The organism is Nostoc sp. DedQUE04, assembly GCF_034530995.1.
Classification (GTDB): Bacteria; Cyanobacteriota; Cyanobacteriia; order Cyanobacteriales; family Nostocaceae; genus Nostoc.
This window is the reverse complement of the sequence record NZ_JAVRCA010000006.1, coordinates 77,430-103,602: the sequence shown is the minus strand read 5'-3', so window position 1 is coordinate 103,602 and position 26,173 is coordinate 77,430. Positions and strand designations below refer to the sequence as shown.

Sequence of the window (26,173 nt, the reverse complement as noted above, 5' to 3'; positions counted from 1 at the left end):
CTTGCTGTGTATAGCGGACATGATATCAAAATAAGGTGAGATTTAATAACTTAAGTCTTGAAATATGAAAAGATAGTCAGATAAGAAAAGCGCTGAGTCAGCAGCGCAGTTAGGAAATTGGTAGGTTTATACAATAAAGCTAGTATGCTGGCACTAACTGTATAGACTGATCGAAAAGTTTAGTTAACAGCCATCTCTTGTATCGCTGTTAATTGAACTTTATCACCCTTGTATTTGCGATCGCACAGACTGGAAACGGGACTATCACGCTATCCATTCCGCCCAATCGGGCGCTTTGGCCTCAGTTCTGGAAACACTACTCAGAAAACTGCATAAAAACACTCAACTGGATCTATTAAGTCAGTGAAGGGTTTTAAACCCAAAATCTGGAATACTGTTGCTTGCCTTTGTAGCTAAGTATCTACAGAGGTACAGGCTCCCTAGTAGTTCAGCTGAAAGTATATATTAAAAGGAAAAAGGCTTGATATGCAAAAGCAAATTTTGAGTTTAGCGATCGCATTACCAACGATATTATTCACTGCATTACCTACTTTGGCAAATCCTGTACAACTTATTACACCTAAAGTTGGTAATTTACAACCAGTTCTGGTACAAGGGAAGTTTCAAACTCCTGTAATTGAGAATCAACTCAGGAACCCAGACGATGGCCAATCACCGGGCCCAACCGGTGGGAACTCGCCGATAAAAGGCCCAGGGCCCAGACCTCCTCGCAAAGATGTGTTGTTGCAACTGGGTACAGGTTTACAAAATACGATCGATTCTAGCTCTGTCAATCTGAACATAGCCAACCCCGTTCTTGGTCGCTAATATTCGGGTTAGTTTTGAGGTAATCCTTTAGCAAATGACAACTGCGAATCAGTAGATTGTTTAAATCTTGGGTTTGCAGTTCTGTGCTTTGAAGACGCCAAAGTTTAGCTGTACCATCAAAACTGGCAGAAGCCAAAAATTTCCCATCGGGGCTAAAACTGAGGCTTAATACTGCATCAGTATGTCCTGGGAGAGTTTTGAGTTCTCTGCCTTCACGGTTCCAAAGTTTAATGCTTCCATCACCGCTCGCTGAGGCTATTATCTTGCCATCAGGACTAAAGCTGACACTGTAGATGGCATCAGTATGTCCTGTAAGAGTTTGTAGTAAAGTTCCGTTGCTGACTTGCCAGAGTTTGATAGTTTTATCAGCACTAGCCGAGGCGAGTACTTGACTATCAGGACTAAAACTGATGGCGTTGACAGCGTTAGTATGTCCTAGTAAATTATACAGTAACTTGCCATCCTTAACTCTCCAAAGCAAAACTTTGTTATCTCTACCAGCTGAGGCGAGTACTTGACCATCAGGGCTGAAACGAACGCTCAAAACTTCAGCCGTGTGTCCTTGGAGAGTTTTAATTAAAACTTTTTTCTGAATATTCCAAAGTTTAATGGTCATATCAGCGCTGGCGCTTGCCAGAATTTGACTATTGGGGCTAAAGCTGAGACTATTGACATTGCTGCGATGCCCTTGAAGGGTTTTAATCATATAACCATCACGAGTCCGCCAAAGTTTAATGTAATGGTCAAGACTTGCTGAGGCTAATGTCTCGCCGTCAGGGCTGAAGGCTAAACCGTAGACTTCATCGCTGTGTCCATAAACTGAAGTACTATGACCTTCCAGGATTTGACGCAAAGTTCCGTCCTGAGTCCGCCAAAGGTCGATCGTAGTGTCTTGACCTGCGGTAGCTAGAGTTTGTCCATCGGGGCTAAAACTCACACTATAGAGTTGACCTTGAGATCCTGTCAGAGTTTTGAATAGAGGATTATCTCGTTGCCAAAGTCTAACAGTTTTATCAGCGCTAGCCGAGACTAAAGTTTGGTCATCTGGGCTAAAACTGATGCTGTAGACTGCAATGCTATGTCCTAATAAAGTTTGGCGTAAAGAGCCGTCCTGAGAACTCCAAAGTTTGATTGTGCTATCAGCGCTGGTGGAAGCTAGAGTTTGACCATCATGGCTGAAGTTGACGCTGAGAACTCCTGCATTGTGCGCTGGAATAATTTTTAGCAGTGTGCCATCTCTGCGCCAGAGTCTCACGGTTTTATCAACACTAGCTGAAGCTATTTGACCATCGGGGCTAAAAGCGACACTGGAAACTCCAGCGCTATGCCCAAGTAGGGTTTTTTGCAACAATCCATCGCTAACCCTCCAAAATTTAACAGTCTTATCTGCACTAGCGATCGCCAAAATTTCACCATCAGGGCTAAAACTGACACTATTAACAAAATCCTTATATCCGCTAAAAGTTCTCAGCAAATGACCATCGCTAACTTGCCAAATTTTAGCAGTGCGATCGGCGCTACCAGTGGCGATCGTCTTACCGTTGCCAGACCAAGATAAACTCAGAACTTCCGCAGTATGACCGTTTAGTGTTCTAATCAAAGTACCGTCGCTAGTTCTCCAAAGCTTGACAGTACGATCGAAACTAGCAGTTGCGATCGTTTGACCATCTGGGCTGAAACTGACACTCCGTACTATATCAGTATGCCCTGTTAATGTTCGTAACTTTGTGCCATCCCGTCCCCAAATTATGGCCGTTTTGTCGTTGCTAGCCGATACAATTGTTTTGCCGTCAGGACTAAAACTCACGCTCGATACTTCAGCGCTATGCCCTTCCAAGCGGTTGCGCTCTTGGGTTCCAGAAATTACTTGTTGTAAAACATTGAGAGTCTGAGTTTGCACCTCGGCTGGTGCGCCAAAAGTGTTTTTTAACTGTTTACCTGCTTTGACACTAGCAATTAATGCTTCTAACTGCTGATGTGATAAAAGATTAGCTTGAGATGAGGCATTTAATGCTTCAATTTCTCGTAATTGGGCTGCTTGGGATTTCCAATAGGCTAAAGAGCCAAAACAGACAGCCGCTAATCCCAAAACGCTGAGTGCAACTACAGCCCTTTGGGCTTGCTTGAGTCTTCTTTTCTCTTGTTGTTGCTGTTGTTTTCTTTGTACTAAACAAGCTTCAATAAACCGTTGTACATCAGCAGAAAGTTCGTCGGTATATTTAATATAGATATCTTCTGCCTCTGCTAGCCGGACTCCTTGCAACAAAAAATCAGCTTGCTGACTACGTTGCAGCCACAATTGGGAAGCCTGTTCAATTTGCCTTTGTTTTCGCAAGCGATCGCGATTTTCTTCTAACCACCAGCGTAAAGTTGACCAATGACGGATGAGGATTTCATGGGCGACTTCTACTGTGATGGGAGAAGGGGAGTAGGGGAGTAGGGGGGCAGGGGAGGCAAGGGGAGCAGAGGGGCAGGGGAGCAGAGGGGCAGGGGAGGTAGGGGGAGAAATGTTTTCTGGTTCTCCTTGTCTACTTTGTCCTTTTGTTACTTCTTCTTCTAAATTCATCACCACTAACTTGGCAGCAGTTAAGGCGTTGAGGGTTTTTTCTACCAATGCGGCGGGATATTTTTTGACTATTAACTCTGATTTATGTACCCGTCTGCGAGTATCTTCTGTACCCTCACCTAGTTGCGTCAAAGATAAAAAAATCCATTTAGCACACTCTCGCATTTGGGGATCTAAATTTTCGTAAACAGCTTGAGACGATCGCTCTAATGCTCCTTGAATTCCACCTAGTTGCTCTTGATAAGTCTGTAAAGTCAACTCACCAGCAACTCGATGTTGCCATAATTGCTCTAAAACAAATTCTAGTAACGGTAAATCTCCTGGTGAGTGATTTAACTCCCGCAACAAGACTTCCACCAGTTCTGGTTCTACTTTTAACCCGACTTGTTGAGCCGGGTTGAGAATCACCCGCCGATAATCATCCAAACTTAGCTTCGGTGGAACTAACACGCTCAAATCCTGCAAAGCTTTAGCCAGTGCTGGTACTTCTAAACAGGAGGCAATAAAGTCTGCCCGTAAAGTAATAATTAATTTGAAGCGATCGCCAGCATATTGCACCGCTCCCAGCAATAATTCTAAAAATAGCTCTCTGTCTGGAGTTGGAGCTAGAGTAAAGATTTCCTCAAACTGATCTACCACTAGCACCACAACTCGATGGGGTTGATTGCGTATCCAGTAAACAAATCCCTCTACCCCTTGGTGAAATATTCCCTCTAACAAAAGATGAGGGGATTGGGGACTGGGGATTGGGTAAGAATAATTCTTTTGCTCTTTTACTCTCCCTACCTCCCCTGCCCCCCCTGCCTCCCCTGCCTCCCCTCCTACTCCCCCAAGCCGCCGCGCTAAAGCTTCAAGAGGATTTGCCCCTGGACGAATGCTTCTAATCCACCATTGTTCGCTGCTGGGTATTTGTTTACCCAATCGCAGTTGGGGAATTACACCAGCTTGCACAATTGAAGATTTGCCGCTTCCAGAAGCACCGATGACGGCTAGAAAAGAGCGATCGCGTAGTTGGTGAATTAACTGCTGAGTTAAAGCTTCTCTACCGTAAAAATACTGACTATCTTCTTCCAAAAAAGCATTTAGCCCCATGTATGGGCATACCCCCAAATCCAATCCTGTGGTAGTTTCTGCTGTGTTTGTGTAAGTTTTTGCTTGGAGAATTTCTATAATGCCTTGCGTGCCTGATAGCCAGATGTAAAGAGGAACACCGCTACCTGCCAAAGATAATTGTAATTGAGCGATCGCTCCGGCGGCTGAGAGTCCATCTGCTTGCGTTGTCGCCATCAAAGTATCGAGAAATTTTTGGGCGAAGCGTTCTGGTTCTTCAGCAGGTGAGGCGTAGGCGATTAAACATTGTCCTTGGTGGGAGTCAATTTGCAAATCTTCTACCCAATCTTGCAAAGATGTATTAGCTACAGGGCAATCGAGGATAATAATTTGTTGAGCTGTACAAAGGCGTAGCTGTTGTTTCAACCAGGAACGCTTGATGCGGATATTTTCTGCCAGCAATAACCATTCCCCTGCATCGGTTTCTTCAATTCGTCCCCGCAGATAAAGTAGAATAACTTCTGATGCTGGTTGTTGTAAATGACGAGCGATCGCTTCTTTGGTGCGATCGGCAGATACTTTTGTTGCTGGCAAATACTCTAGTGCAAAATCTCCAGCACTTCCGAGAAATTTGCTAATATCTAGTGTTGTTTTGCTGACTGATAATCCCTCCACTACTATTCCTATGCGGCGATGCCCTCCAAGAGTTGCCTGGGTTAATCTTTTCCCGACAATTAGTTCCCCAACTCCCTCAACAATTCGTTTAGGAGTTTGCAAGGGATATTCTCGAAAAAGTTGAGTGTCTCCTTTAGTTTTTTTCTGCTGATTAATCAGCCGCAATTGTTGATTACTTTTATCTATATATTGGAGAGTTTGATGATACACGTATCGATACAAATTATCTACATAAATTAAGCCTTGGCTATCTGCTGCCTCACCTTGCAATCCTTTCATTAAATAATAAGTAAACACCCCATGTCCCAATTCGGGAAACTCCCAAGATTGCTGGTTAGTATCACAGGAAAGCAAAGCATAAAAACCTTTACTTTTAGCAGCACGCTGCTGTAATATTTCAACCATTTTTGGTGTAGCATTCAGCAATGGTTCTCTTGTTATACCTCTGAGTGTCATCCCGCCACTATGACAAGCATCTAGCCAAACAAGCTGATTTTGCACTCCGCTATTACCCAACAACAGCAAAATTTCTTGTAAAGCTAAAGCTGTGTTTTGCAGATCGGATTTTTGAGTATCTGCCAAACACAAAAATGCTTGCTGCGCGTTTGGTTCTACAATTCCATGTCCAGAAAAATAAAATAGAATAGTATCAATAGATTGAGCCGCAGTGGTAATTTGCCGCAGACTGGCACGGATGTTTTCTAAAGATGGTGGTTGCGGTGCAAAATCATGATATATCTTTACCTCTGTTTGAGTAAATTGTGCAGAAGCATCTACCAATGCTTCTGCTAAACCCTGACAATCTACTGTTGAATAACTAAGGCTGGGTAGTCCGTCATCTTGATATTGATTGACTCCCACCAACATTAGCCATAGCTTAGGAGTTGTAGTTTGTTTGACTGAAGTTGAGCGACTAGCGATCCCAATTGGTGGCATTACAGTAGTCCTAAATGCGTTGTAAATAAGGTAGATACTGTTGTAACTTAAGAAAATAAAATTGTTGATGATTATTCAGGAAGTTAAATAACCGCTTAACAACAGCAAAACATTTGCAAACTTGCTAAAAGTTTCTCAAAAGTCTTTTATCTCTAATAGTCTGTAACTTGTACTTTAGGATAAAATTAGCATAAACTTACAACTCAGATAAGATTCATATACTAGAATTAATAAAAACTGAATCGCAGCCCCAAGTCGATAAATTTTCTATACAAAGACTTGTCAGAGGTTGAAAGATGTATTACCAGTAGAGTAACCATTGACCATTGCAAAACAATCCATGACCTTGTAGAGTTATTCTTTCATCGTCAGGATAAATACAAGTAGTTGGTGCAATTTGATGAAGTGTGTGCCCACTGTGCAAGACAATTTCACCAACTTTGTAATCATGAAAAGTTTTGGTTCTAAATCGTTTAAGAATTTCTACATTGCTTGCGATCGCTTGACTATAATCATTTATATAGTTGAAATCCCAAACATTCAACCCACCTCCACTTTTCGGCAGTTTAATTGGTAAAGTAAAGGATATTGTATTTATAGTATCGATACCTTTATCCCATTTGAGGTTTCGGTATTGCAAATCGAAGTGTGTGGTAGCATTTGCTTTGGTGATAAGATTAGAATCTTGCCAAACATGAAAACCGGGCAGCGCTGCATCTGGTTTATACCTTACAGGGTTTATAAGCGTCTGCTCTAAATATTCTTTGATTAACTTATAAAGCCAACCTAAGTGTAGTTCTAGAAGTAGATTATATTCATGAGCTATAGTATAATAATCCTTAGAAAAATTAGGTTGATTTAAAAAATCTAAGTAACTAGCTGTACCTAAAGTATAGAAGAATTTTGGAGAGTTACCTCGTTTTATCCAGAATTCTCTTAAACTATGAATTACAGAACAAATATCGTTACACTGTTCAAATGTCACAATTTGTTCTGAGAAAATTTCATTACTCAAATCTGTATACCAACTAATACTATTTCCTGCAATATCTTGTGTAAGCAAAGCTAATAGCGAGTCGGTTATTTTTCCATCTGCCCGAATATCATATCCATCATATCCCGGCATTGGATTAACTTCTAAACACCAGTACTCTAAATCGTTAGTAACTTTAAAATCCCAACCTGCAAACTTTAACCCCAACGCAGCAGTTGCATTAATAATTTTTTGATGTAAAGCTTCTGGTAACTCCCACTCAATATACTCAGCTTGTTCATGAAAATGGCGATAGTCTACTTGTGGACATTTTATTAATTCTGCGTGAACTCTATCACCCACTACATGCGCCCGCACATCAGCACCCTTTATATATCTTTGCAAATGAACTGGGCCAGCGTTTGGGTGGAAATCGAGAAACTCCTCTGATTTTACCAGTCTACTATCGGCACGAACACCCGATGTTGTCTTAACAATTGTTAATCCAGCGTTAGCAAACTCAGCTAGAACTTCTGGATTGGAACTAGTAACGCTATCAGCAACTTGAAAACCTAAAGATTTTAGATGAAATTCATGAAGCGGTTTTGAGAAATTATTTGCGCCAGCACCAGGACGATTAATTACGTTACCGGGAATATGTTCTAGCCAACAGCAAAGTGCAGCAAGAAGACTTTTCCATCGCATCGCATCTTGTACATCTGATTGTACGGTTGAAAGGTCAATCAAGCGACAATAATAAGAACCATGAGGATTTAATACATACTTTTGGCTAGAACAACTTATCCAGCTTTGATTATCATCGGGTAATGCTAGCCTCCAATCTCCATTTTGAATCACTTTGCGTAAATTAATTACTTGGACTTCGACACCACGAGATTCAGCATAGTTAACAAAATGACAAAAAGTGCGATCTGAATCGAGACCAATTGCATAAATCATGAGAAAATAGTCTCCAAAAGTGCGGGAGCAAAATCTGACCAAACAAACTGTATTTCTTCCAGCGATGGATAAGGGTTAATCCGAGCAATATTGGCACTCTCTAAGTTGCTATCAATACTCCAAGTTACAGTGCCAAATACCAAATCTAAATTTCTCAGTAGCGAAATACTTTTTTCCTCTAGCTGCAAATGTTCTAGAGATGTATTGGTACAACGCCATGCTTTATCTTCTAAAACAACAACAATTTCATATTCAAGGTTAGCCGAAACCCAACTTGCGCGAAATGGCCCCACCCCTTCAGGGATTTCTGGATACGCAGCAGTATTATAAGTAGTTAAATCTTGGAGATACCATTGTTTATCGAGTAATACTTGCGGTGATGGTGGAACTTGCGAAGAGAATACTTCTAGATTGCTAGTATAACCAGCCTTTAATTTAGTCAAGTTAGAAGAATATGATAAATTACCCCAAAGACTGTTTGCGGTTGGACGATTAATTACTAGTGATTTAGATAATGTCATCGCTGCCCATAAAGTAGCAAGACACTCATCATACATAAAAGAATCATCAAAACTAGTACGAATTGGAGTCTGTGGTGGAATACGTAGAATAACTGGGATTTCTGGTGTAATGTCTGGTTTTTCAGAAGTAACACTGATAGAAAACATTTTTGCAGCATTGCAAACATCTAAAATTTCACTCGTATAACCTTTTTCTCTAACCAATTCGTTAACTGCTTGACAAAAAATGTCATCACTTGAACCAATAATTAATAAATCCATAATATTTAGTCCATCATTTTTTTCATGGAAGGCTTAGAGAATGTTTGAAAAGTCATGATTGATGTATCAAATATTTTTTTACCCCTCCCTAACCCTCCCCTTGTAAAGGGGAGGGAACCGGATTTTTCTTGTTTCCCCCCTTTAAAAGGGGGGATTAAGGGGGGTAAAAACGCAATTAAAAGCACAGTCAACCAACTTTTCAAACAACCTCTTAGATTCCCGACTTCTTCAAAAAGTCGAGAATCTGTATTTTCAATCTCTATTCTTTAGAAGATTGGCTTATTAGCTTTAATTAAAGTTTGAGGACGCAGATTTTGTAGTACAGGAACTTTCAGTTGATCTGCTGGTAAAATAACTGGATTAGCTCTATCTAGAAGACCACCACCACAATTACCACTTTCGCAAGTCTCTTTACTATCCTTACCTTTATCGCTAGAATCTTTGCCTTTATCACTCGATTCTTTTGTTTTACCACCGTCAGTTTCTAAGATACTATTCAACGGTCGTTGGTTCAAATTATGAAGAGTATCGCGACGGGCAGCATTGGTAATAAAAGGCTTATTGGATACGCTACCATGAGAATTTACTTGTGGGATAGATTCAGCTTTAGCTACAGTACTAATAATTGAACTAGCTATTGCTAAACCCATTACTAATGCTAAACGTGTAGAAGTTGAACTTGTAATTTTCATTCTGATTATCCTTTAAGTTGGTTTCTTGCTTTTGTTGTTGTGACCGGATTTCTCAAGGTTGTACGGCTACTTAAGTTTCATCTTTTTTTCTCCTATAACTCATTCGTGACAGGTGAAAACAAGATTACTTTATTAAGTAAATGGTGATAGTATGAAAACTGTTGAAAAAATCAGATTAAAGTTTTCAGTTTTCACCTTTCACTTAGTCAATAGGTTTGCTTTGATATTTTTATGCAGTCTTGGCATTGGCAAAATTTTTGAGAATTATTTTTGAGGATAATTCAATTTTGAATATAAATAGAAAAACCCCGCAGAGCGAGGTTTAATGCTGGGATAAGTTTTATATTGTGCAGCAGTTTTGAAGTACAAAGGTGTGGGTTTTGAGGCAAGAACTAGAAACTCTTTCTATCTTATTTTTAGTCTGGCTTTGTGTATCTCAGTTACTTGCAAACTTATCTATTGTTGTTAGAGTAATAATTAATGCTGATTTTTAATAATTATTTATCTCACTCTTGTTTGCTTTTGAAAGTATTCACGAGAATAGTAATTCTGCCTGCCGCTATTATCTAAAAACTGCGTATAGCCTTGCAACAGTAATTCTTGACGAGCAGATCCTAAGGTTAGGAAAGAATTTGCGAATCCTTTATTATAGTTGGCTGTTGCATATTTATGATTAGTATCTTGGACATTAATACCATAGGTAAGTAATGGTGCAGTTCCCCAATCACAATCACTAGGATGACATTTGCCAAACACCTGAATATTTAATTTATTGCTACCACCTGAGGTAATTACTAAACGAGTAATATTAGAAGTATTGGCATCTTTATTTACCCAAGTACCAATAAAGTCAGCAGGTACAGCTAAAGCAGGATTGATTAAAGCAGTAGTTAAGATGCTACTAGCAGCAATAATACTCAAAGAACGTTTCAACATTTTAGTCACACTCCATTATTCGTAATTGTTTTTGTAATTTATTGATAAGTAGACACGATTACCAGTTGGCTAAGTATAAAATATTTCATTGAAGTCGAAATATAATCCTCACACCTTGTAGTAAAGTTTGTGTAGGCGTCCTTTAACGCTTTCAGTCTTTCTATAGGTTGGGTGACAATTTTTTATGCATCCTCGACAAAGCATCATTGAAATTTTTTCAACTTTTGTGCAATTTGACGCCGATCGCTTCAGTGGTTGGGCGACGGAATCAAAGCTACGTCGCAGTATGCAAAGTTGTCTCAACCGCACGCCTCAAGAAACTTCGGAACATTTTTGGGTTTTATATTGGTATAAATTTTGGCTTATCTCTGAAACGAAGCTACTGGCTAAACAGCATTTGGCAGCTTACTTGCAAGAATCCTGTTATTGGGCATCCCAAAAAACAGTTAACAGTTTTGCGAGTACTCAGTACAAGCTATCAGACTGTTTTCAGATTGCGATCGCTCAAGTTGATAAAGTCCTCAAAGGATTTAATCCAGATGGAGGCTTTATTTTAAAAAACTACGCTACTGCCCTCTTTAGCAGTGCTATTCGGGAAAATTTACGCCAAAATCGTGAAATTGATATTTGTACAGATTGGGGATTATTACGAAAAATTACTAAAAAATTTTTGGTGGAGTCTTTACAAAATGCAGGTTTATTGCCAGAAGATATTAATGCTTATGTCCTAGTTTGGAACTGTTTCAAAACTCAATATATCCCAACACAAAAAGGTACTTCTCGTCAAATTTCCCAACCAGACAATGAGACTTGGGAGGCGATCGCGAAAGCTTATAATTCACAAAGTGGTCAGCAAGTCAATTCCCAAACCTTAGAAAAGTGGCTTTTAACTGCTGCTAAAGCCGCACGCCGCTATCGTTATTTTCCGGTTGACTCTCTCAATATTCCTAAAGGGGGCGATGATTCGTGGGAGTGGCTTGATAATATTCCCGGAACACAACAAGAATCTCTGATTAATGAAATTCTTGCTGCTGAAGAAGAACAAACAAGAAATTTCCAACAAACTGAGATTAACAAAGTTTTAGTGGCTGCGATCGCTCAACTTGAACCGCAAGTACAAGAAATTTTACAACTTTATTATGCTGAAGAATTAACTCAAGACAAAATTGCCAAACAATTACAAACACAGCAATATACTGTCTCACGACGACTAAAAAAAGCTCAAGAAACTTTGTTACGCTTTTTAGCTAATTGGAGTAAAGATAGTTTGCATATTTCCGTTACTTCAGACCTACTGCATAGTATAAACACACTAATGGAGGAATGGTTGAAAAATTACTATGGTGGATAACTGGGGAGTGGGGACAAGGAGAGTTAAAATCTCGTTCATCCACCTGAAAACCTCGTTAATCTAACTACTTACAACATTTCATTAATTCGTAGTGAATTCTCTGCGCCCCTTTGCGTTTACCTTTGCGAACCTTTGCGTTTAAATTTCAACCCTCAATTCGCAACGATTTTACGCAAAGCTGAACTTAGAATCTCAACCCCAATCCCCAATCCCTATGACTACTGTATTTACTTTCATCAACCCAACAGATATGGTTTTGGAAATCCCTACAACTACCCAAAACCAAGCGGATTTAAATAATCAAGCTTTTTCTAATGCTAGTTCTCGCTATCAAGCTTATATTAATCAACTTTGCCTGGATGCTATCTTGTTATGGTTGCAAGAAGACTGGACACCACAGACAAAAGTTTGGCCAACTACCACTGCTTTACCCAGTTTTTGGGAACTGGTTAATGGAATTGCACTCACGTTTGATGAAACAAGATTAGTCTTAGTTCCTAGTGAAGCAATTGATTTGAGTGAATTGCGAGTCCCCCAAGAATGGGTGGATATTCCTAGTTGGGTAGGTGATTATTATTTAGCTGTGCAAGTCGAGCCAGATGAAGGCTACGTCAGGATTTGGGGTTATTGCAACCATGAAAAACTGAAAACTCAAGGTAGTTATGATGCCAGCGATCGCACTTATTCCCTAGATGGTACTGATATAATCAACGACATCAGCGTTTTAGCTCTGGCGCGTCAATTATGTCCAGAAGAACCCACTCGTAGCCCTATTGAAGAGATTCCCAGCTTATCGCCACAACAGGCAGAAAATTTAATTGCCCGTCTGGGAAACCCGGAAATACTTACACCCCGGCAAGAAATCCCTTTTCAACTGTGGGGTGGATTAATTCAACATGGCGGTTGGCGACAAAACTTATATCAACGACGCTTAGGATTACCAGAACAATGGTCAGTTATCCAATGGTTGCAAAGCGGTGTTTCTCAAGTTGCTGAGGCTGTTGGTTGGGGAAGCTTTGATTTACAACTTAGTGCTGCTGGGGCGCGGGGTGTGGAAGACACACAAGCAAATACTATTCTCTCTCGTCGGTTGGCGATCGCAGGTCAAATTTACGAACTTTTGATTATACCACAAGGTGAGCCAGATGCAACTATTTGGCGATTTGAATTACGTAACGCTGCGATCGGTGCAGCTATTCCTGGTGGTTTTAAACTCCGATTACTTACCGAAGATTTACAGCCTTTTCCCAATAATGAAGATGTAGCCACAACGGCTGTAGAACAACTCTACGTAGAAGTTGCCTTAGAAGCAGGAGAAAGCATAGTCTGGGAAATAGAACCTTTTCCCGACAATTATAATTGGGAAATACTCAAGTTTTAAAAAGAATTTAGGCGTTGCATATTTGCGGGATGATTTTGTTGGTTTTGTGAGATAGGCAATAAAGAGGTTAGTCATGGGAACTCCTGATTCAGACGCACTGGTATTTTTTGGGGCAACAGGTGACTTAGCCTACAAGAAAATCTTCCCTAGCCTTCAGGCAATGGTACGACGGGGCAATCTCAATGTCCCAGTGATTGGGGTTGCCGGACGATCTTGGACGACGGATCAACTTAGGGAAAGGGCACGTGATAGCTTAGAACATAATGGTGGTATAGATCGAGACGCATTTGAGAAACTTTCTGGTCTACTCCAGTACGTTGCTGGTGACTACAACAAACCAGAAACTTACGAAAAATTACGTCAAGCCCTTGGTGATGCTACTCATCCCCTCTACTATTTGGCAATTCCACCAAGCTTGTTTGCACAAGTAGTGTCAGGATTGGGCGAATCAGGCTGTGCTAAAAATGCGCGGGTGGTAATTGAAAAACCATTTGGACGGGATTTGAAATCAGCACGCGAGTTAAATCAAATTCTGGCATCAGTTTTTCCCGAATCATCCATCTATCGCATCGACCATTACCTGGGCAAAGAACCACTGCTAAATTTACTCTATTTTCGGTTTGCCAACTCTTTTCTCGAACCGATCTGGAATCGCAACTATGTTGAAAGCATCCAGATTGTGATGGCAGAGGACTTTGGCATTCAAGGAAGGGGGCGCTTCTATGAGGAAACTGGCGCAATTCGGGATGTGGTGGAAAACCACATGCTGCAAGTATTGGCTTCAGTGTGCATGGATGCTCCCGCTAGTACTGCTACCGATTCCATCCGGGATGAAAAAGAGCGTATTCTCAAAGCTATACCTTCAGTGCAACCCGATGATATTATTCGCGGTCAATTTTCTGATTACCGTAACGAAGAAGGTGTTTCTCCTGACTCCCAAGTAGAAACTTTTGTTGCCGTGCGGTTATTTATTAATACGTGGCGGTGGTCAGGAGTTCCCATCTACATTCGGGCTGGGAAGAAATTGCCTGTCAAAACTACTGAGGTAATGGTCAAGTTCAAGTGTCCACCTTTAGATGTGTTCCAGGAGGGAAGACAAAAAAACGGTAATTATGTTCGTTTTTTACTAGATCCAGAGGTAATTGTGGGATTGGGCGCTCGCACTAAAATCCCTGGAGAAGATATGATCGGCTCTACGAATGAACTCCTAGCCTTTTACGGAGGTGGCGACGAGATGGAACCCTATGAACGTCTATTGGGTGATGCCATACAGGGCGATCCTACCTTGTTTGTACGAGAAGATACCGTAGAAGAGGAATGGCGGATTGTCCAGCCAATTCTCGATAACGTCACACCCATTTATCAGTATGAGCCAAATACATGGGGCCCACCTGAGTCAGATCGACTGCTCTTGCCAACGGATCAGTGGTACAACCCATTAGCTAGAGATGATTAATTAAAAAAAGTCAATATAGCTTAGTTTGCCGCCATCGGCAAACTAATCTGAGGAGATGAGTTTTTCGATTAGTTCTATAACAAAAGTATTGCCCATCTCTTCTTTTGAGCGATCGCCAGCCGCAAGCAGGGGCTAAAAATGCTTTTAAAAACCTCAAAGTAAGAAACTTTAGAACTTAGATTTTTACTTGGGTTGCCACAATGGAGTGATATCAAGGTTTCCAGCAGATATGGCATTTTTAACCCTGGTAAACCCACTCCCGGTTTTTCCTCGACCCCAATCGACCGACATAATCCAACTTTAAATCAATTTTTTCCAGCAATTTTTGTGCAATGGCGCTGTTTCGCCCGCCTGATTGCGATCGCACTAAGGGTATAACTTGACCAAAACAAATGATTATCTCTACTAGTACAAGTCGGCGTCAAAAAACAGACTATTTTAAATTACTGAGAAGCCTATACAAGAAGCTTTTTGACTTTTGAATGAGTGATTTGGGCCTTGCGGTACTAGCTACATTAATATTTCTCAATTTGACAAATAAAATCCAGTATGAGTGAGGTAAATTTTTCAGGATACCAAAGTCCCCATTCGTGACAACCTTCTTCTACAGTCATTAACTTAGTGTTGGGTATAATGGCCGCCATTTCTTGAGCGTTACTTAATGGCGTAGTTAGGTCTTTCTCTGACCATAATAATAAACAAGGAGCTAGGACTTTTGGTAGTAAATAGCTGATGTCTTCGTACAAAGAAATTAGTAATCCTTGAATAACATTTCCGGTATTAAATAACAAGTTATAGCAGAAAACCAAAGGAATATCAATTAATTTCAACCTCCGTCTTGGTAAAAACAGTTGAAAGGTCATTTCGATCGCTCTTCGCAGGATTATCTTCGGTATTGATAGCGTAGGAATTCCTGTACTATCTATCAGAATTACACTAGTAACTTTTTCTGGAACAATTGCAGATAAGGTAATAGCAATACCTCCGCCAAATGATTGTCCAACTACATGAAAATGTTCTAACTCTAAAACTTCCAAGAACGAAAGGAGAAATTTGCTATAGCTAACGTAATCAGGAATTAGCCCAGAGTAACTCGATCTCGCAAAACTAGGCAAGTCAGGAGCAATTATGGTATGATGCTGTGCTAGTAGTGTCAGCACTTCTTGATAAGGCTGGGTAGAGATTCCCCATCCGTGCAGAAATAGAATCGGGATTGAACTCGACTCCAACTTACTTTGCTGATAAAAAATAGTGCAATCCTGTAATTCGACCTGATGATTAGTTAATTGGGATTTCAAAACAACAACCTCACTCACTATAACCTGATAAATTACTTCTACTGTTATATAACAGTAACAAGTCCACAGGTTTGACGAAACTTTCTCAAGGATTATATATAGTGGTTCTCAGTTAAGTGAAATTCGGCTTCATGTAACTATTGCTATATCGTACTATTAACTGACGGAGCATTAGTATTTGACCCAACTTTAACCACCAAGGACGATTAGGTAATTAGGGGAAAAAGTAGCAGAAAACAAAGGATTGCATATCTTAAGCTGGTCAAGTAAGTAATCGCACAAAATTATTTACACATGAGTTTCTAATCTGGATAAGAGTTTCATGGCTTAACTTTGTGTAATTAATTTTGTTTAGCTACTTATGTAGTAATCTATTAGAACGTAGTTAAATTGCGCGCCTATTTGTGAAATGCTGTAATAAGCGCGATATGTAGGGAGAGGATCTCCATGACATCAAAGGGTAGGAAAAAGACCTCACGGCGTGGTTTTCTTCAAGGGGTGGCTATTAGTACAGCTGCTGTTGGTGGAGCAGAGTTAGTCAAAAAAGAAGTAGCTGATGCAGCAAGTGTTGAGCAAGAACAGGCAATCCCTCTTCAAAGTACTGAATTTGATTTTACTCAGAAATCGGCTGCTCTACAGCCAGACAAGATTGTAAATAGTGCTTGTCAATTCTGCAATTCCCTGTGCCGTTTGAAAGTTCATCTCAAAAACGGGCGGATTATAGATGTCTTAGGTGAACCAAATGACCCAGTACAGGCAGGTGGCTTTTGTATTAAGGGGCCAATGATGACCCAGCTAGTCTACAATCGCTTTCGCTTGAAAAGCCCAATGAAGCGGGTTGGTGGAGACAAAGGTGACAGCAATTCTCAATTTGAGCCAATTTCTTGGAATGAAGCTCTCTCAATTATCGCTAGCAAGTTTTTGGCACTTAGGGATGCAGGCGAAGCTAGAGCGATCGCAAATAAAACCTCTGGGAGATTACCACGGGGAACGGGTTCTTTGGTTGAGCGCTACTTTAGTCTGCTGGGTAGTCCTAATAATACTGATGTTGGGCCTGTATGCAACGATGCAGGTGGCAATGCTTTGGCATGGACATTTGGGTTAGGCAATTTTACAAACGGCTACGGAATAGATGATGCGACGAAAAAAGAAGACTTGGGAAGTGCAAAATTGTTTCTGTTTTTAGGTACGAATCAAGCAGAAACACATCCTGTAACCTTTGCCTATCTTCTTAGAAGCCGTGCTAAGACTAAAGCCAAGTTAGTAGTGATTGACCCCCGCTTGACTCCTACAGGAGCGCAAGCTGATGAGTGGATTGCACCGAAACCACATACAGACTTGGCTTTGGTTTTGGCAATGCTCTATCACATAGTGACTAACAACTTATACGATGCTGCCTTTGTAAAACGGTGGGTACTGGGTTTTGATGAACTCAAAAAGCACCTAATAAGCTTCAGCTACACACCAGAGTGGGCTTCAATTGTCACGGATGTTCCAGCATCAAAAATTAGACTTCTAGCTGAAGCTTATGCCAAAACTAAGCCTGCTGCTATTTTCTGCAATGCTGGGATTTCTCATCAATTAGGAGCTTTTGACACTTACCGTTGTTTAACATTTCTGGCTGCAATTACAGGCAATATTGGAATTAATGGTGGTGGTTGCAATTTCATGCATAACACTTGGCCAGGGAGCTTGAATTTACCAGCGATTATTGGTAAAACACCTAATAAAGATATCGCCTTGCCAGTTGGGCCAGATTATTTTGCCCAATCGATTATTTCAGGCAAACCTTATCAGCTTAAAGCGATCGTTACTCAAGGCAATCCCCTGCTGGCTTGTTCTGACACAGTTAAAGTACAACAGGCTTATCGGCAATTAGAATTTTATGTTTACACTGGATTGTTCATGGAAGAGTCAGCGTACTATGCTGATATTATCTTGCCGGTAACTAGTGGTTTTGAAATGGAAACCGTTTATATGCGGCGGGACGATCGAGCAATCCGTTGGCAAGAACAAGTGGTTGCTCCAGTAGGGGAGTCGAAACCAGATTGGCATATTTGGATTGATTTAGCACACGCCACAGCTAAATTAGACAAACGCAATCCGCCTGAATATTGGAGGGATAACTTTCCTTCTTCTTGGAAAGACTATGGTAATTTATGGGCAACTTTTCTAAGGAATACCCCAGGAATGGGGGGCATGACTCAACAAAGACTATCCCAAAGAAAAGAACCTTTGCGCTGGCCTTGCCCAACAGTGAATCATCCTGGTGTCAGTACACTTTACTTGGATCATCCCTCTTGGTATGAAGCCGCAGAAGCCCTTAATCCTAATAATATTGGTAAGCGATTTCTGACTCCTAGTGGCAAAGTAGAAATTTACACTCCACAATTGCAAACTCGGTTAGCTGAGGCTGGGCACTCTGCTCTGCCTAGCTTTTATACCCATCCAGAGGTAACAGGTAAGCATCCTACTATTGAGTATGCATCTGAGTTGGTCAAAAACCCCGTAAATCCGCAGGCTCTGACTCAAAAGGTCAAATTGGGGAAAATATCTTCTGGTGAGGTACACAAGCAGTACCCACTCATGGGAATGACTGGCAGACCAAGTGTAGTTCATTTCCACTCTGTTACCCACTGGACTTATACAGGCAAGCAAATGAATGGTGTTCGCCTGGTACAAATTCACCCAAAAACCGCACAAACTGCTGGGATTGAAAATGGTGATGAGATTATTGTTGAAAGCCCCAGAGGAGCAATCAAAGGTACAGCACTACTTTGGCAAGGAATTCGAGAAGACACTATTTTTGTCCCTAATTGGTTCGGCTCCCAACAGAAGATGGCTGAGGATTTGGCAACTCCATACTATGAAGCTGCTAATGTCTTAATAGACCAAAACTACTATGACAATCTTTCAGGACAGCAAGCTTTTAAATGCTTTGCCTGTCGGCTAAAAAAGGTTACTTAGAAATATCTAGGTGAAATACTTTTCATACTTTTTTAAACATGCTGCCGATCGCTGGGCAGTGGAAGAGACATCAATTTAGAGAAATTCATTGCTGTTGCCGATGAGGATGGAGATAAGCAAGATCGGATTCTTATCCGAATGGCACGCTTGTAAAGCTGAAAGCTCGTCTAGGCAGGGTGTTGGGGGTAGGGGGTAGGGTGTAGGGTGTAGGGTGTAGGGTGTAGGGTATAGGGAAAAATCAAGAAAAGTGAACAGGGTGCAGGTTGTATTGGGTGTGGGGTGTAGGGAAATTAAGACAGACACTCCGGGTGGGGCTTTTACCTGCCTTGCGAAATAAGGATTTTTCGCGCGCGTGGGGCGAGGCTTTAAACCTACACCCTACACCCCACACCCCACACCCTGTTTCTAGTAAATATGAGTGGGGATACAAATAAATTTCTGACTTACTACACCCACTCAGCCACACCCCACACCCAAAAGCCTTATATATAATGGGTTTGCCGTTATCAAGCGTGCCATTCGATTCTTATCCTTTATGCTTCAAAAACTGGTACTGCCGAAGGGGCGTTGCTGAATCCAAGTATGAATCATGCGATCGCCATTATGCAACGCCAACGATCGGATTTAATGCACGAGCAAAAAGTTTTGTAACAATTGTGGCTGCTTTGTGTAAAAGTCAGGATTAATACATGAGATATAGTGCGATTAATAACTTGGTAGCTTCTGATTTGAGGTCTTTTATGGCTAATGACCCAAGAAAACAACTAGATGTACAACTTAAAGAATTAGCACTTGCAGCCCAAAAATACACACACCTAACCAAGGAAAAGCGGATAGCTTTAACAAGCCTGATTAATGCTATTTGGCAATCAGGTAAGCTTGTTCATCCTTATAAAGGTCAATTTGAACTAGCTTATGAAGATATCTATGATGAGGCAGTACAAAATTTATTTTTCTATATTTGTCAAGACAACAATATTAATAAGTATGACCCAGAACGAGGCGAAGTGGTGACTTGGGTAAATATGCTATTAACTAGACGCTTTTTTCCAGAGGCTATCCCAAAAGTTCTCGGCAAAACAAATGAAATAAATCTTGAAAGCTCTCACTGGGAAAATATACCCTCATCTCAACCTGTATCTTTGTTTGAACAAGTAAGAGAATGTATAGAAACTGACCCAGAATTAATTTTTTGCAAAGAACATATCAAAGGTCATCCAGAGGCAAATTTTCAAGCTATAGCTACAAGAAGATGTTCAGGTATTACTTGGAAAGATATTTCAGCAGAATGGGGCATTGAAATCACATCTCTCCATACTTTTTACCAACGTTGTCTGAAAAAGTTTGCTAATAAGTTTCAAGAATATTTATATACTTAATCTTTAATATAATCTAACTAGCTAGGCAAAAATATGAGCAAAACCAGAGAATTTTTAACATTTTCAGCCCCAATACCTGTAGATGGAAGACATCGAGCAGAAGAGTTACGACGACAACAAGCCACGCAAGCAAAAGCTGAACAAGTTTATCTCAATACTTTGTCTGTGTCTTTCGCCAATTCTTATCTACGTTGCATGGGGTTTGAGACAGACTTGAATAAAAGTGACAGTTGGAATGTCATAGAACAGACATTGATGGATGTCGCTGATTTGTCACTAAAAAACTTGGGCTTGTTAGAATGTCGCCCAGTATTAGAAGATGCACAATTTGTTTATGTACCACCTGAAGTACAATTAAATCGGATTGGCTATGTAGCTGTGCAAATCAGCAAATCATTTAGAGAAGCAACACTGCTAGGATTTGTCAAGCAGGTACAAACTGATTTGTTCCCGATTAACCAATTGCAACCTTTAGACGATTTTTTGGATTATTTAGAAGAAATTTCTCAATTACAGCTTGCTGAAATAGTTGATGATTCGCTTACCTGTAATCAGGGTTTAGTTAACTTGAAGCAATGGTTGGAGAATATTTTTGAAACTGGTTGGCAAGAAATTGAACCTCTTTTAGGCACTCAAGGTGTCAATCCAGCTTTGAGTCTGAGAAGTGAAGCAGGCGCTTTTATTAGTAGAGGCAAACTGATTGATTTAGGAAAAGTTTTACGGGAGCAAGCAGTGGTTTTAGTTGTTAGTCTGCCTCCAAACAATGAGCAAGAAATGGACATTATCGTAGAAGTGCATCCGACAAATGAACAACATTATCTACCACCAAATCTCCATTTAATTGTGCTGGATTCTGAAGGAGCATCTGTGATGGAAGCCCAAACTAGAAACAGCAACAAGAATATTCAATTGGAGTTTAGTTGTGAGTTGGGAGAATGTTTCAGCGTTAAACTTGTTTTGGGAGATATCAGCATCACAGAAAATTTTGCCATTTATTAAGAACAACAACAGGGGTGCTGCCAATGAGAAAGTTAGTTGTGCTAAAGCTAGATGGTGATTTGGACTTAGGTGTGCAGGTGACGTTGGAAATTGGAGAAGAGGGCAAACGCCCGACTACAGAAATTACTGGCAAGCTGCCCTCCAATCTAAATATGGCAACAGCAATTGAACAGTGGCAGTCCACATATCGCAACTTGTGGAAATTTACCCGCATCAAAGCCAAAAAAATTATTTACGATGGTTCTATCTCCCAGCGGCGTAAGGAGTGCGACACAAAAGCTAGTGAGGTGCGGGAGTATTTAAACAATTGGTTGCTATCAGAGTCTTTTCGTCCCGTGCGCGAAAAATGGCTTAAACACCTGATGCCAGAAGAGGAAGTGCGGGTGTTGATTCGCACTCATTGTTTGCAACTCAAGAAACTTCCTTGGCATTTGTGGGATTTGATAGATCGAGATTATCTCAAAGCTGAAGTTGTTCTCAGTGTTCCAGAATCAGAAACAGTAATAGGTGCATTGCAGACATCGCTCTGGAGAAATAAAATTAGAATTTTGGCAATTTTAGGCGATAGTGATGGTATTGATGTGGAGCAAGACCGCCAGTTACTAGAAAAATTACCTAATGCCGCTACAACTTTTTTAGTAGAACCTCAATATTCAGACATCGATGAAAAATTGTGGAAACAACCTTGGAATATCTTATTTTTCGCAGGTCATAGTAAGAGCGAGGGTGAAAGTAGTTGTATTTATATTAATCAGACAGATAAATTAACAATTGATAAACTCAGACATGCACTGAGAAATGCTGTTGCCAACGGTTTACAATTAGCGATTTTTAACTCCTGTGATGGATTAGGATTAGCGCGAGAACTGCAAGATTTGCAGATTCCGCAAATTATTGTCATGCGGGAACCAGTGCCAGATCGGGTAGCTCAAAAATTTTTAAAGCATTTTCTGGAGGTTTTTTCATCAGGACAATCTATATATGCTGCGGTTCGCATTGCCAGACAAAGGCTCAAAGGAATAGAAAAGGAATATCCAGGTGCAAGTTGGTTGCCAGTAATTAGCGAACATCCTGGCGTAGTGCCAATAACTTGGTTAAAGTCTCGATGGTTTTTTAATACTCGCCGTCTCGAAAGTTTGTTAATTTTGAGTTTGCTGATAACTGCTGGTGTTTTAGGAATAAGACACCAAGGAGGATTGCAAACATGGGAGTTGCTCTCATACGACCAATTAATGCGATCGCGTCCCCAAGAAAAGCAAGATTCGCGCCTTTTGATAGTCACTGTCACCGAAGACGATCTTTACCTACCAGAACAAAAGCAAAGAAGTGGATCGCTGTCAAATCTGGCACTGACGAAACTTTTGGACAAACTAGCAAAGTTGCAACCCCGAAGTATTGGCTTGGATATTTATCGTAGCGATCCGGTACAACCTAACCAAGCTTCTTTAACCACTCGTTGGCAAACTGATGACAATTTCTTTGCAATTTGCAAAGTTAGCGATCGCACACAAAACTATCCAGGAGTTCCATCCCCAAAAGAGGTTCCACTAGAACGCCAAGGTTTTAGTGATATTATCCCAGATTCAGACAATATTTTGCGTCGTCATTTATTGGCAATGCAACCAGCAGACCCAACTTCCCTTTGTACTGCACCCTACGCCCTTAACGCCCAACTAGCATTTCACTACTTAGAAAAAGAAGGAATTTCTGCTCAATACACCCCCCAAGGAAATTTGCAGCTAGGTAACGTTGTTTTTCAGCGGTTGGGATCGTCAAATGTCTCCAAAGGAGAATCGCACGTCGGAGGCTATCAACAAGCGGATACACAGGGCTATCAAATATTGCTCAATTACCGCTCTTACCAAGGTTCTCCAATAGATATTGCTCCTCAAGTCACGCTTACAGATGTTCTTAAGGGTAAAGTCAATCCCGAACAAGTCAAAGACCGAATTGTTCTCATTGGTACCACTGCCCAAAGCTTCCGTGATTATATTCCTACTCCTTACATAACTGGACAGGGTTCTTCTGAAGAAATACCAGGGGTGATTTTGCAAGCACAAATGGTGAGTCAGTTGGTGAGTGCTGTTATGGATAGGCGACCTTTGATAAGAGTTTTGCCTGTTTGGGGTGAAGTGTTGTGGATTTGGGGTTGGTCTGTGGTTGGAGGTGCGATCGCTTTTACCGTTGTGCAGATATTTCCTTGGGGAGATCGGTCGGGAGTATATTTAGTACTGGCACAAGGAGGTGTATTTGGGGTCTTATACGTGCTTTGCTTAATTCTCTTTTATCAAGGGATTTGGGTTCCCCTAGTTCCGTCAGCTTTGGTTTTAGTCGTTACTGGCGGCACAGTGGCAATTTACCTACTTTCACAACAGCGACAACTGACTTCTACAACTTGAGGCATAAATAAAAATGAAATTATCTATGCAAAAGATTCAAACTTTCCTCGCCGTTAGTTTAACATTCCTTAGTTGTATAGATGTGCAAGCACAGCCTGCAAATCCCAACGGACAATTAAATCAATCATTAATTTTTGCGGCGCCGCCTCCACCAAAAGGCATCGGCGAACCAGGTAAGCGAACGGAAGCAGGTAGCCGTGGCTGTGGTCAGGATATCAATCAGCCACTGACTTCTTCTCAAAAGCGGCTCACAGCTTTAGTACCTGTTTATTCAAACTCAGAATTGGTGTTTGGAGAAGCGATCGCAGAGCATCCTAGTTTCTTATTTTATGTTCCTTATGCATCCGACTTTGCATCTGGAGAGTTTGTGCTAGAAGATGAAGCAGAAAATCAGACTATTTATAAAACTTCTTTAACGGGAACACCTGGAGTAGTCAGCCTTAGTTTGCCATCAAAAGCAGCACCTCTGGAGATAGGTAAGCGGTATCGTTGGTATTTCAACATTTACTGTAATAAGGATAAGCAAATTATTGCTGATATTGAAGGATACGTAAAACGGGAACAACTGAACCCTACTTTAAAAACTCAATTGGAAAAAGCAACACCACCTCAGCGCGTAATCCTTTATGGAAGTAATGGTATTTGGTATGATGCTTTGAGCGCTGCTAGCGAACTGCGTCGCACCAATTTGCAAGATCCTTCTTGGACGGCGCTATTGCAAGCTGTGGGTTTGAATGATTTTGCAACTGAACCAAAAGTGGAGTGCTGCAACTTAGAGAGTAGTTTGTAATTCGTACCTCGGCTTCTCTACGAGACGCTACGCGAACGCTCGGCAACCTAATTCGTAATGAAGGGATGGAAGGACTTGCGCCTGTACTTAGATTTCATTGTATACATTTGTAAGTTGGGTTTTGGCGTAAATTTTACCCCATCCTAATTTTTTCAAATATCGATTGCGGGTTGATGCGATCGCATCGACTGACAATGCGATCGCATTGTCAGCCGATACAATCGCATTGTCAGCCGATACAATCGCATTGTCAGCCGATGCAATCGCATTGTCAGCCGATGCAATGCCATTGTCAGCCGATACAATCGCATTGTTAGTCGATGCGATCGCATTGCAGGTCAATAAAAAACCAGATTGCAATCTAACTTTCTTAAATTACGAATTACGAATTGCTTTGCAAGATGCAGGCTTCAACCAAGGACTATGGGGCGTAGTGCTGGGAAGATTTGCTGTCAGAACGACTTCCCCTTTTTCGTTTAGCACCAAACTAGTAGCTTCTATGATCGGTTCTGGTGCGGGGGTAGCTATTTTGCTGGGAACAAAGGAGCGATCGCCGCGATCGCCTTTTGGATTGACACTCACCAAATCTACCTGCACTGCATCAGTGTTAAGAGCTTCACCTGGGTTAGGTGGCAAGCCGCCGCGTCCAGTGATTGTAAAACTGCTCTTAGCTAAATTTCCACCAGCTTGACAGGTCTGTGCTACTTGGGTATCAACTGGTACGCTTGACAAGTTAACTAAGCCACTGTTAGGGTCAATATCCGGCGTGTTAAGTTCTACATTACCACTTAACTCAGAACTTACTCCTCTTGCAGTGATGTCACTTGTTGTATCAGATTCTACGTCTCGGAACTGTATACCAAAGATACCTTGGGCATTGATTCGCACATTTCCGCCACGGAAGTTAGTAGAATCGGCTCTGATATCACTATTTTCAAAAGCAATCAGAAAATCAGTGTTAATGTTGATGTTGCCGCCGATGACGTTTTCGCCTCTGGCATTGGTTCTGATATTGCTATTGCGACTCATTAACAAATCTTGTGAATTAATGTTAATTGTCGCCTGCTCCCTATTAGGGTCAATAGCACTTTGTGTGTTACCGCTGAGTAAGGCGTTGTTATCTAAACGGATGGAGCGAGAATTTAATGTCATGATACCTGCGGTTCCTGTTCCTAAACTCTCTACAGTTATTCCAGCTCCATCTCGTACTAGCAAGGTATTAGTTTTAATCGTCAAATCTCCCGCATCCCCTGTTGAGTTTGACTCTGCTGAAGCAAACAAGCCACTGGCAACTTTATTATCAGCGCTTGTACCAATAAGTTGCACATCAATAGCATCAACGGTTAAATTTCCCCCCTTGCCTGCACCAAATGTACCAGCACTCACAACTGCCCCACCCGAAACTCGCAAGGTATTAGTTGTAATCCTCAAATCACCCGCATTCCCTGTTGAGTTTGACTCTGCTGAAGCAAACAAGCCACTGGCAACTTTATTATCAGCGCTTGTACCAATAAGTTGCACATCAATAGCATCAACGGTTAAATTTCCCCCCTTGCCTGCACCAAATGTACCAGCACTCACAACTGCCCCACCCGAAACTCGCAAGGTATTAGTTGTAATCCTCAAATCACCTGCATTCCCTGTTGAATTTGACCCTGCTGAAGCAGACAAGCCACTGGAAAAGCGATTATCAGCGCTTTTACCAATAAGTTGCACATCCTGGGCATCAATAGTTAAATTTCCCCCCTTGCCTGC

General features: G+C 41.1%; 17 protein-coding genes and 1 pseudogene. 10 read left to right on the top strand and 8 right to left on the bottom strand.

The window, feature by feature from the left end; all coding sequences use genetic code 11:
• Positions 1-486 precede the first annotated feature (486 nt).
• Positions 487-828, top strand: coding sequence for a hypothetical protein (locus RM049_RS05935; protein ID WP_322703524.1), 342 nt, complete (start codon positions 487-489; stop codon positions 826-828).
• Here the strand turns inward: RM049_RS05935 and RM049_RS05930 are convergent.
• The 5 genes from RM049_RS05930 to RM049_RS05910 all read right to left on the bottom strand — a co-directional run bounded on the left by RM049_RS05930 (position 791) and on the right by RM049_RS05910 (position 10,398).
• Positions 791-6,055: a caspase family protein gene (locus RM049_RS05930; RefSeq protein WP_322703523.1), complete on the bottom strand. Its 5,265-nt coding sequence runs from the start codon at positions 6,053-6,055 to the stop codon at positions 791-793. The two genes, RM049_RS05935 and RM049_RS05930, sit on opposite strands and share 38 nt — an antisense overlap.
• Positions 6,056-6,356: 301 nt before the next feature.
• Positions 6,357-7,988 (bottom strand): hypothetical protein, encoded by a 1,632-nt coding sequence (locus tag RM049_RS05925; protein ID WP_322703522.1) that lies wholly within the window; start codon positions 7,986-7,988, stop codon positions 6,357-6,359.
• Positions 7,985-8,770 carry a hypothetical protein gene (locus RM049_RS05920; RefSeq protein WP_322703521.1) on the bottom strand — a complete coding sequence of 262 codons (786 nt, stop codon included), beginning with the start codon at positions 8,768-8,770 and terminating at the stop codon, positions 7,985-7,987. Before RM049_RS05920 ends, RM049_RS05925 begins: the two co-directional genes overlap by 4 nt.
• Before the next feature lie 266 nt (positions 8,771-9,036).
• Entirely contained in the window at positions 9,037-9,462 is a 426-nt protein-coding gene (locus RM049_RS05915; protein WP_322703520.1) for a hypothetical protein, read from the bottom strand.
• 501 nt (positions 9,463-9,963) lie between these two features.
• Positions 9,964-10,398, bottom strand: a complete 435-nt coding sequence (locus RM049_RS05910; RefSeq protein ID WP_322703519.1) for a hypothetical protein — start codon at positions 10,396-10,398, stop codon at positions 9,964-9,966.
• Positions 10,399-10,582: 184 nt separating this feature from the next.
• Between RM049_RS05910 and RM049_RS05905 the strand changes: the two genes are divergently transcribed.
• From RM049_RS05905 to RM049_RS05890, 4 genes are all read left to right on the top strand, one after another.
• Positions 10,583-11,749, top strand: a complete 1,167-nt coding sequence (locus RM049_RS05905) for a sigma-70 family RNA polymerase sigma factor (RefSeq protein WP_322703518.1) — start codon at positions 10,583-10,585, stop codon at positions 11,747-11,749.
• Between the two features lie 214 nt (positions 11,750-11,963).
• Positions 11,964-13,130, top strand: coding sequence for a DUF1822 family protein (locus RM049_RS05900; RefSeq protein WP_322703517.1), 1,167 nt, complete (start codon positions 11,964-11,966; stop codon positions 13,128-13,130).
• 73 nt (positions 13,131-13,203) lie between these two features.
• On the top strand, positions 13,204-14,586 hold the full coding sequence (zwf, locus tag RM049_RS05895; protein WP_322670118.1) for a glucose-6-phosphate dehydrogenase: 1,383 nt from the start codon (positions 13,204-13,206) through the stop codon (positions 14,584-14,586).
• Between the two features lie 192 nt (positions 14,587-14,778).
• The gene (locus tag RM049_RS05890) at positions 14,779-14,964 is read left to right on the top strand and encodes a hypothetical protein (RefSeq protein ID WP_322703516.1); all 186 of its coding nucleotides are present in this window, start codon (positions 14,779-14,781) and stop codon (positions 14,962-14,964) included.
• 137 nt (positions 14,965-15,101) lie between these two features.
• Here the strand turns inward: RM049_RS05890 and RM049_RS05885 are convergent, their stop codons facing one another.
• Positions 15,102-15,884 carry an alpha/beta hydrolase gene (locus tag RM049_RS05885; protein ID WP_322670117.1) on the bottom strand — a complete coding sequence of 261 codons (783 nt, stop codon included), beginning with the start codon at positions 15,882-15,884 and terminating at the stop codon, positions 15,102-15,104.
• Between the two features lie 447 nt (positions 15,885-16,331).
• Between RM049_RS05885 and RM049_RS05880 the strand changes: the two genes are divergently transcribed.
• The 5 genes from RM049_RS05880 to RM049_RS05860 all read left to right on the top strand — a co-directional run bounded on the left by RM049_RS05880 (position 16,332) and on the right by RM049_RS05860 (position 24,418).
• A complete protein-coding gene (locus RM049_RS05880) occupies positions 16,332-18,851 on the top strand; it encodes a molybdopterin-dependent oxidoreductase (RefSeq protein ID WP_322685063.1) in 2,520 nt (839 codons plus the stop codon).
• Positions 18,852-19,591: 740 nt separating this feature from the next.
• Positions 19,592-20,230: a sigma-70 family RNA polymerase sigma factor gene (locus tag RM049_RS05875; protein ID WP_322703515.1), complete on the top strand. Its 639-nt coding sequence runs from the start codon at positions 19,592-19,594 to the stop codon at positions 20,228-20,230.
• Positions 20,231-20,263: 33 nt separating this feature from the next.
• A complete protein-coding gene (locus tag RM049_RS05870) occupies positions 20,264-21,229 on the top strand; it encodes a DUF1822 family protein (protein ID WP_322703514.1) in 966 nt (321 codons plus the stop codon).
• A 23-nt stretch (positions 21,230-21,252) separates the two neighbouring features.
• Entirely contained in the window at positions 21,253-23,628 is a 2,376-nt protein-coding gene (locus RM049_RS05865; protein WP_322703513.1) for a CHASE2 domain-containing protein, read from the top strand.
• 25 nt (positions 23,629-23,653) lie between these two features.
• Positions 23,654-24,418, top strand: a complete 765-nt coding sequence (locus RM049_RS05860) for a DUF928 domain-containing protein (protein ID WP_322703512.1) — start codon at positions 23,654-23,656, stop codon at positions 24,416-24,418.
• A gap of 87 nt (positions 24,419-24,505) precedes the next feature.
• On the opposite strand, the gene RM049_RS05855 is transcribed toward RM049_RS05860, so the two are convergent.
• Complete coding sequence (locus tag RM049_RS05855) at positions 24,506-24,778, bottom strand: hypothetical protein (protein WP_322703511.1); 273 nt, start codon at positions 24,776-24,778, stop codon at positions 24,506-24,508.
• Positions 24,779-24,793: 15 nt separating this feature from the next.
• Positions 24,794-26,173: pseudogene (locus RM049_RS05850) on the bottom strand (S-layer family protein); the annotation flags it as partial.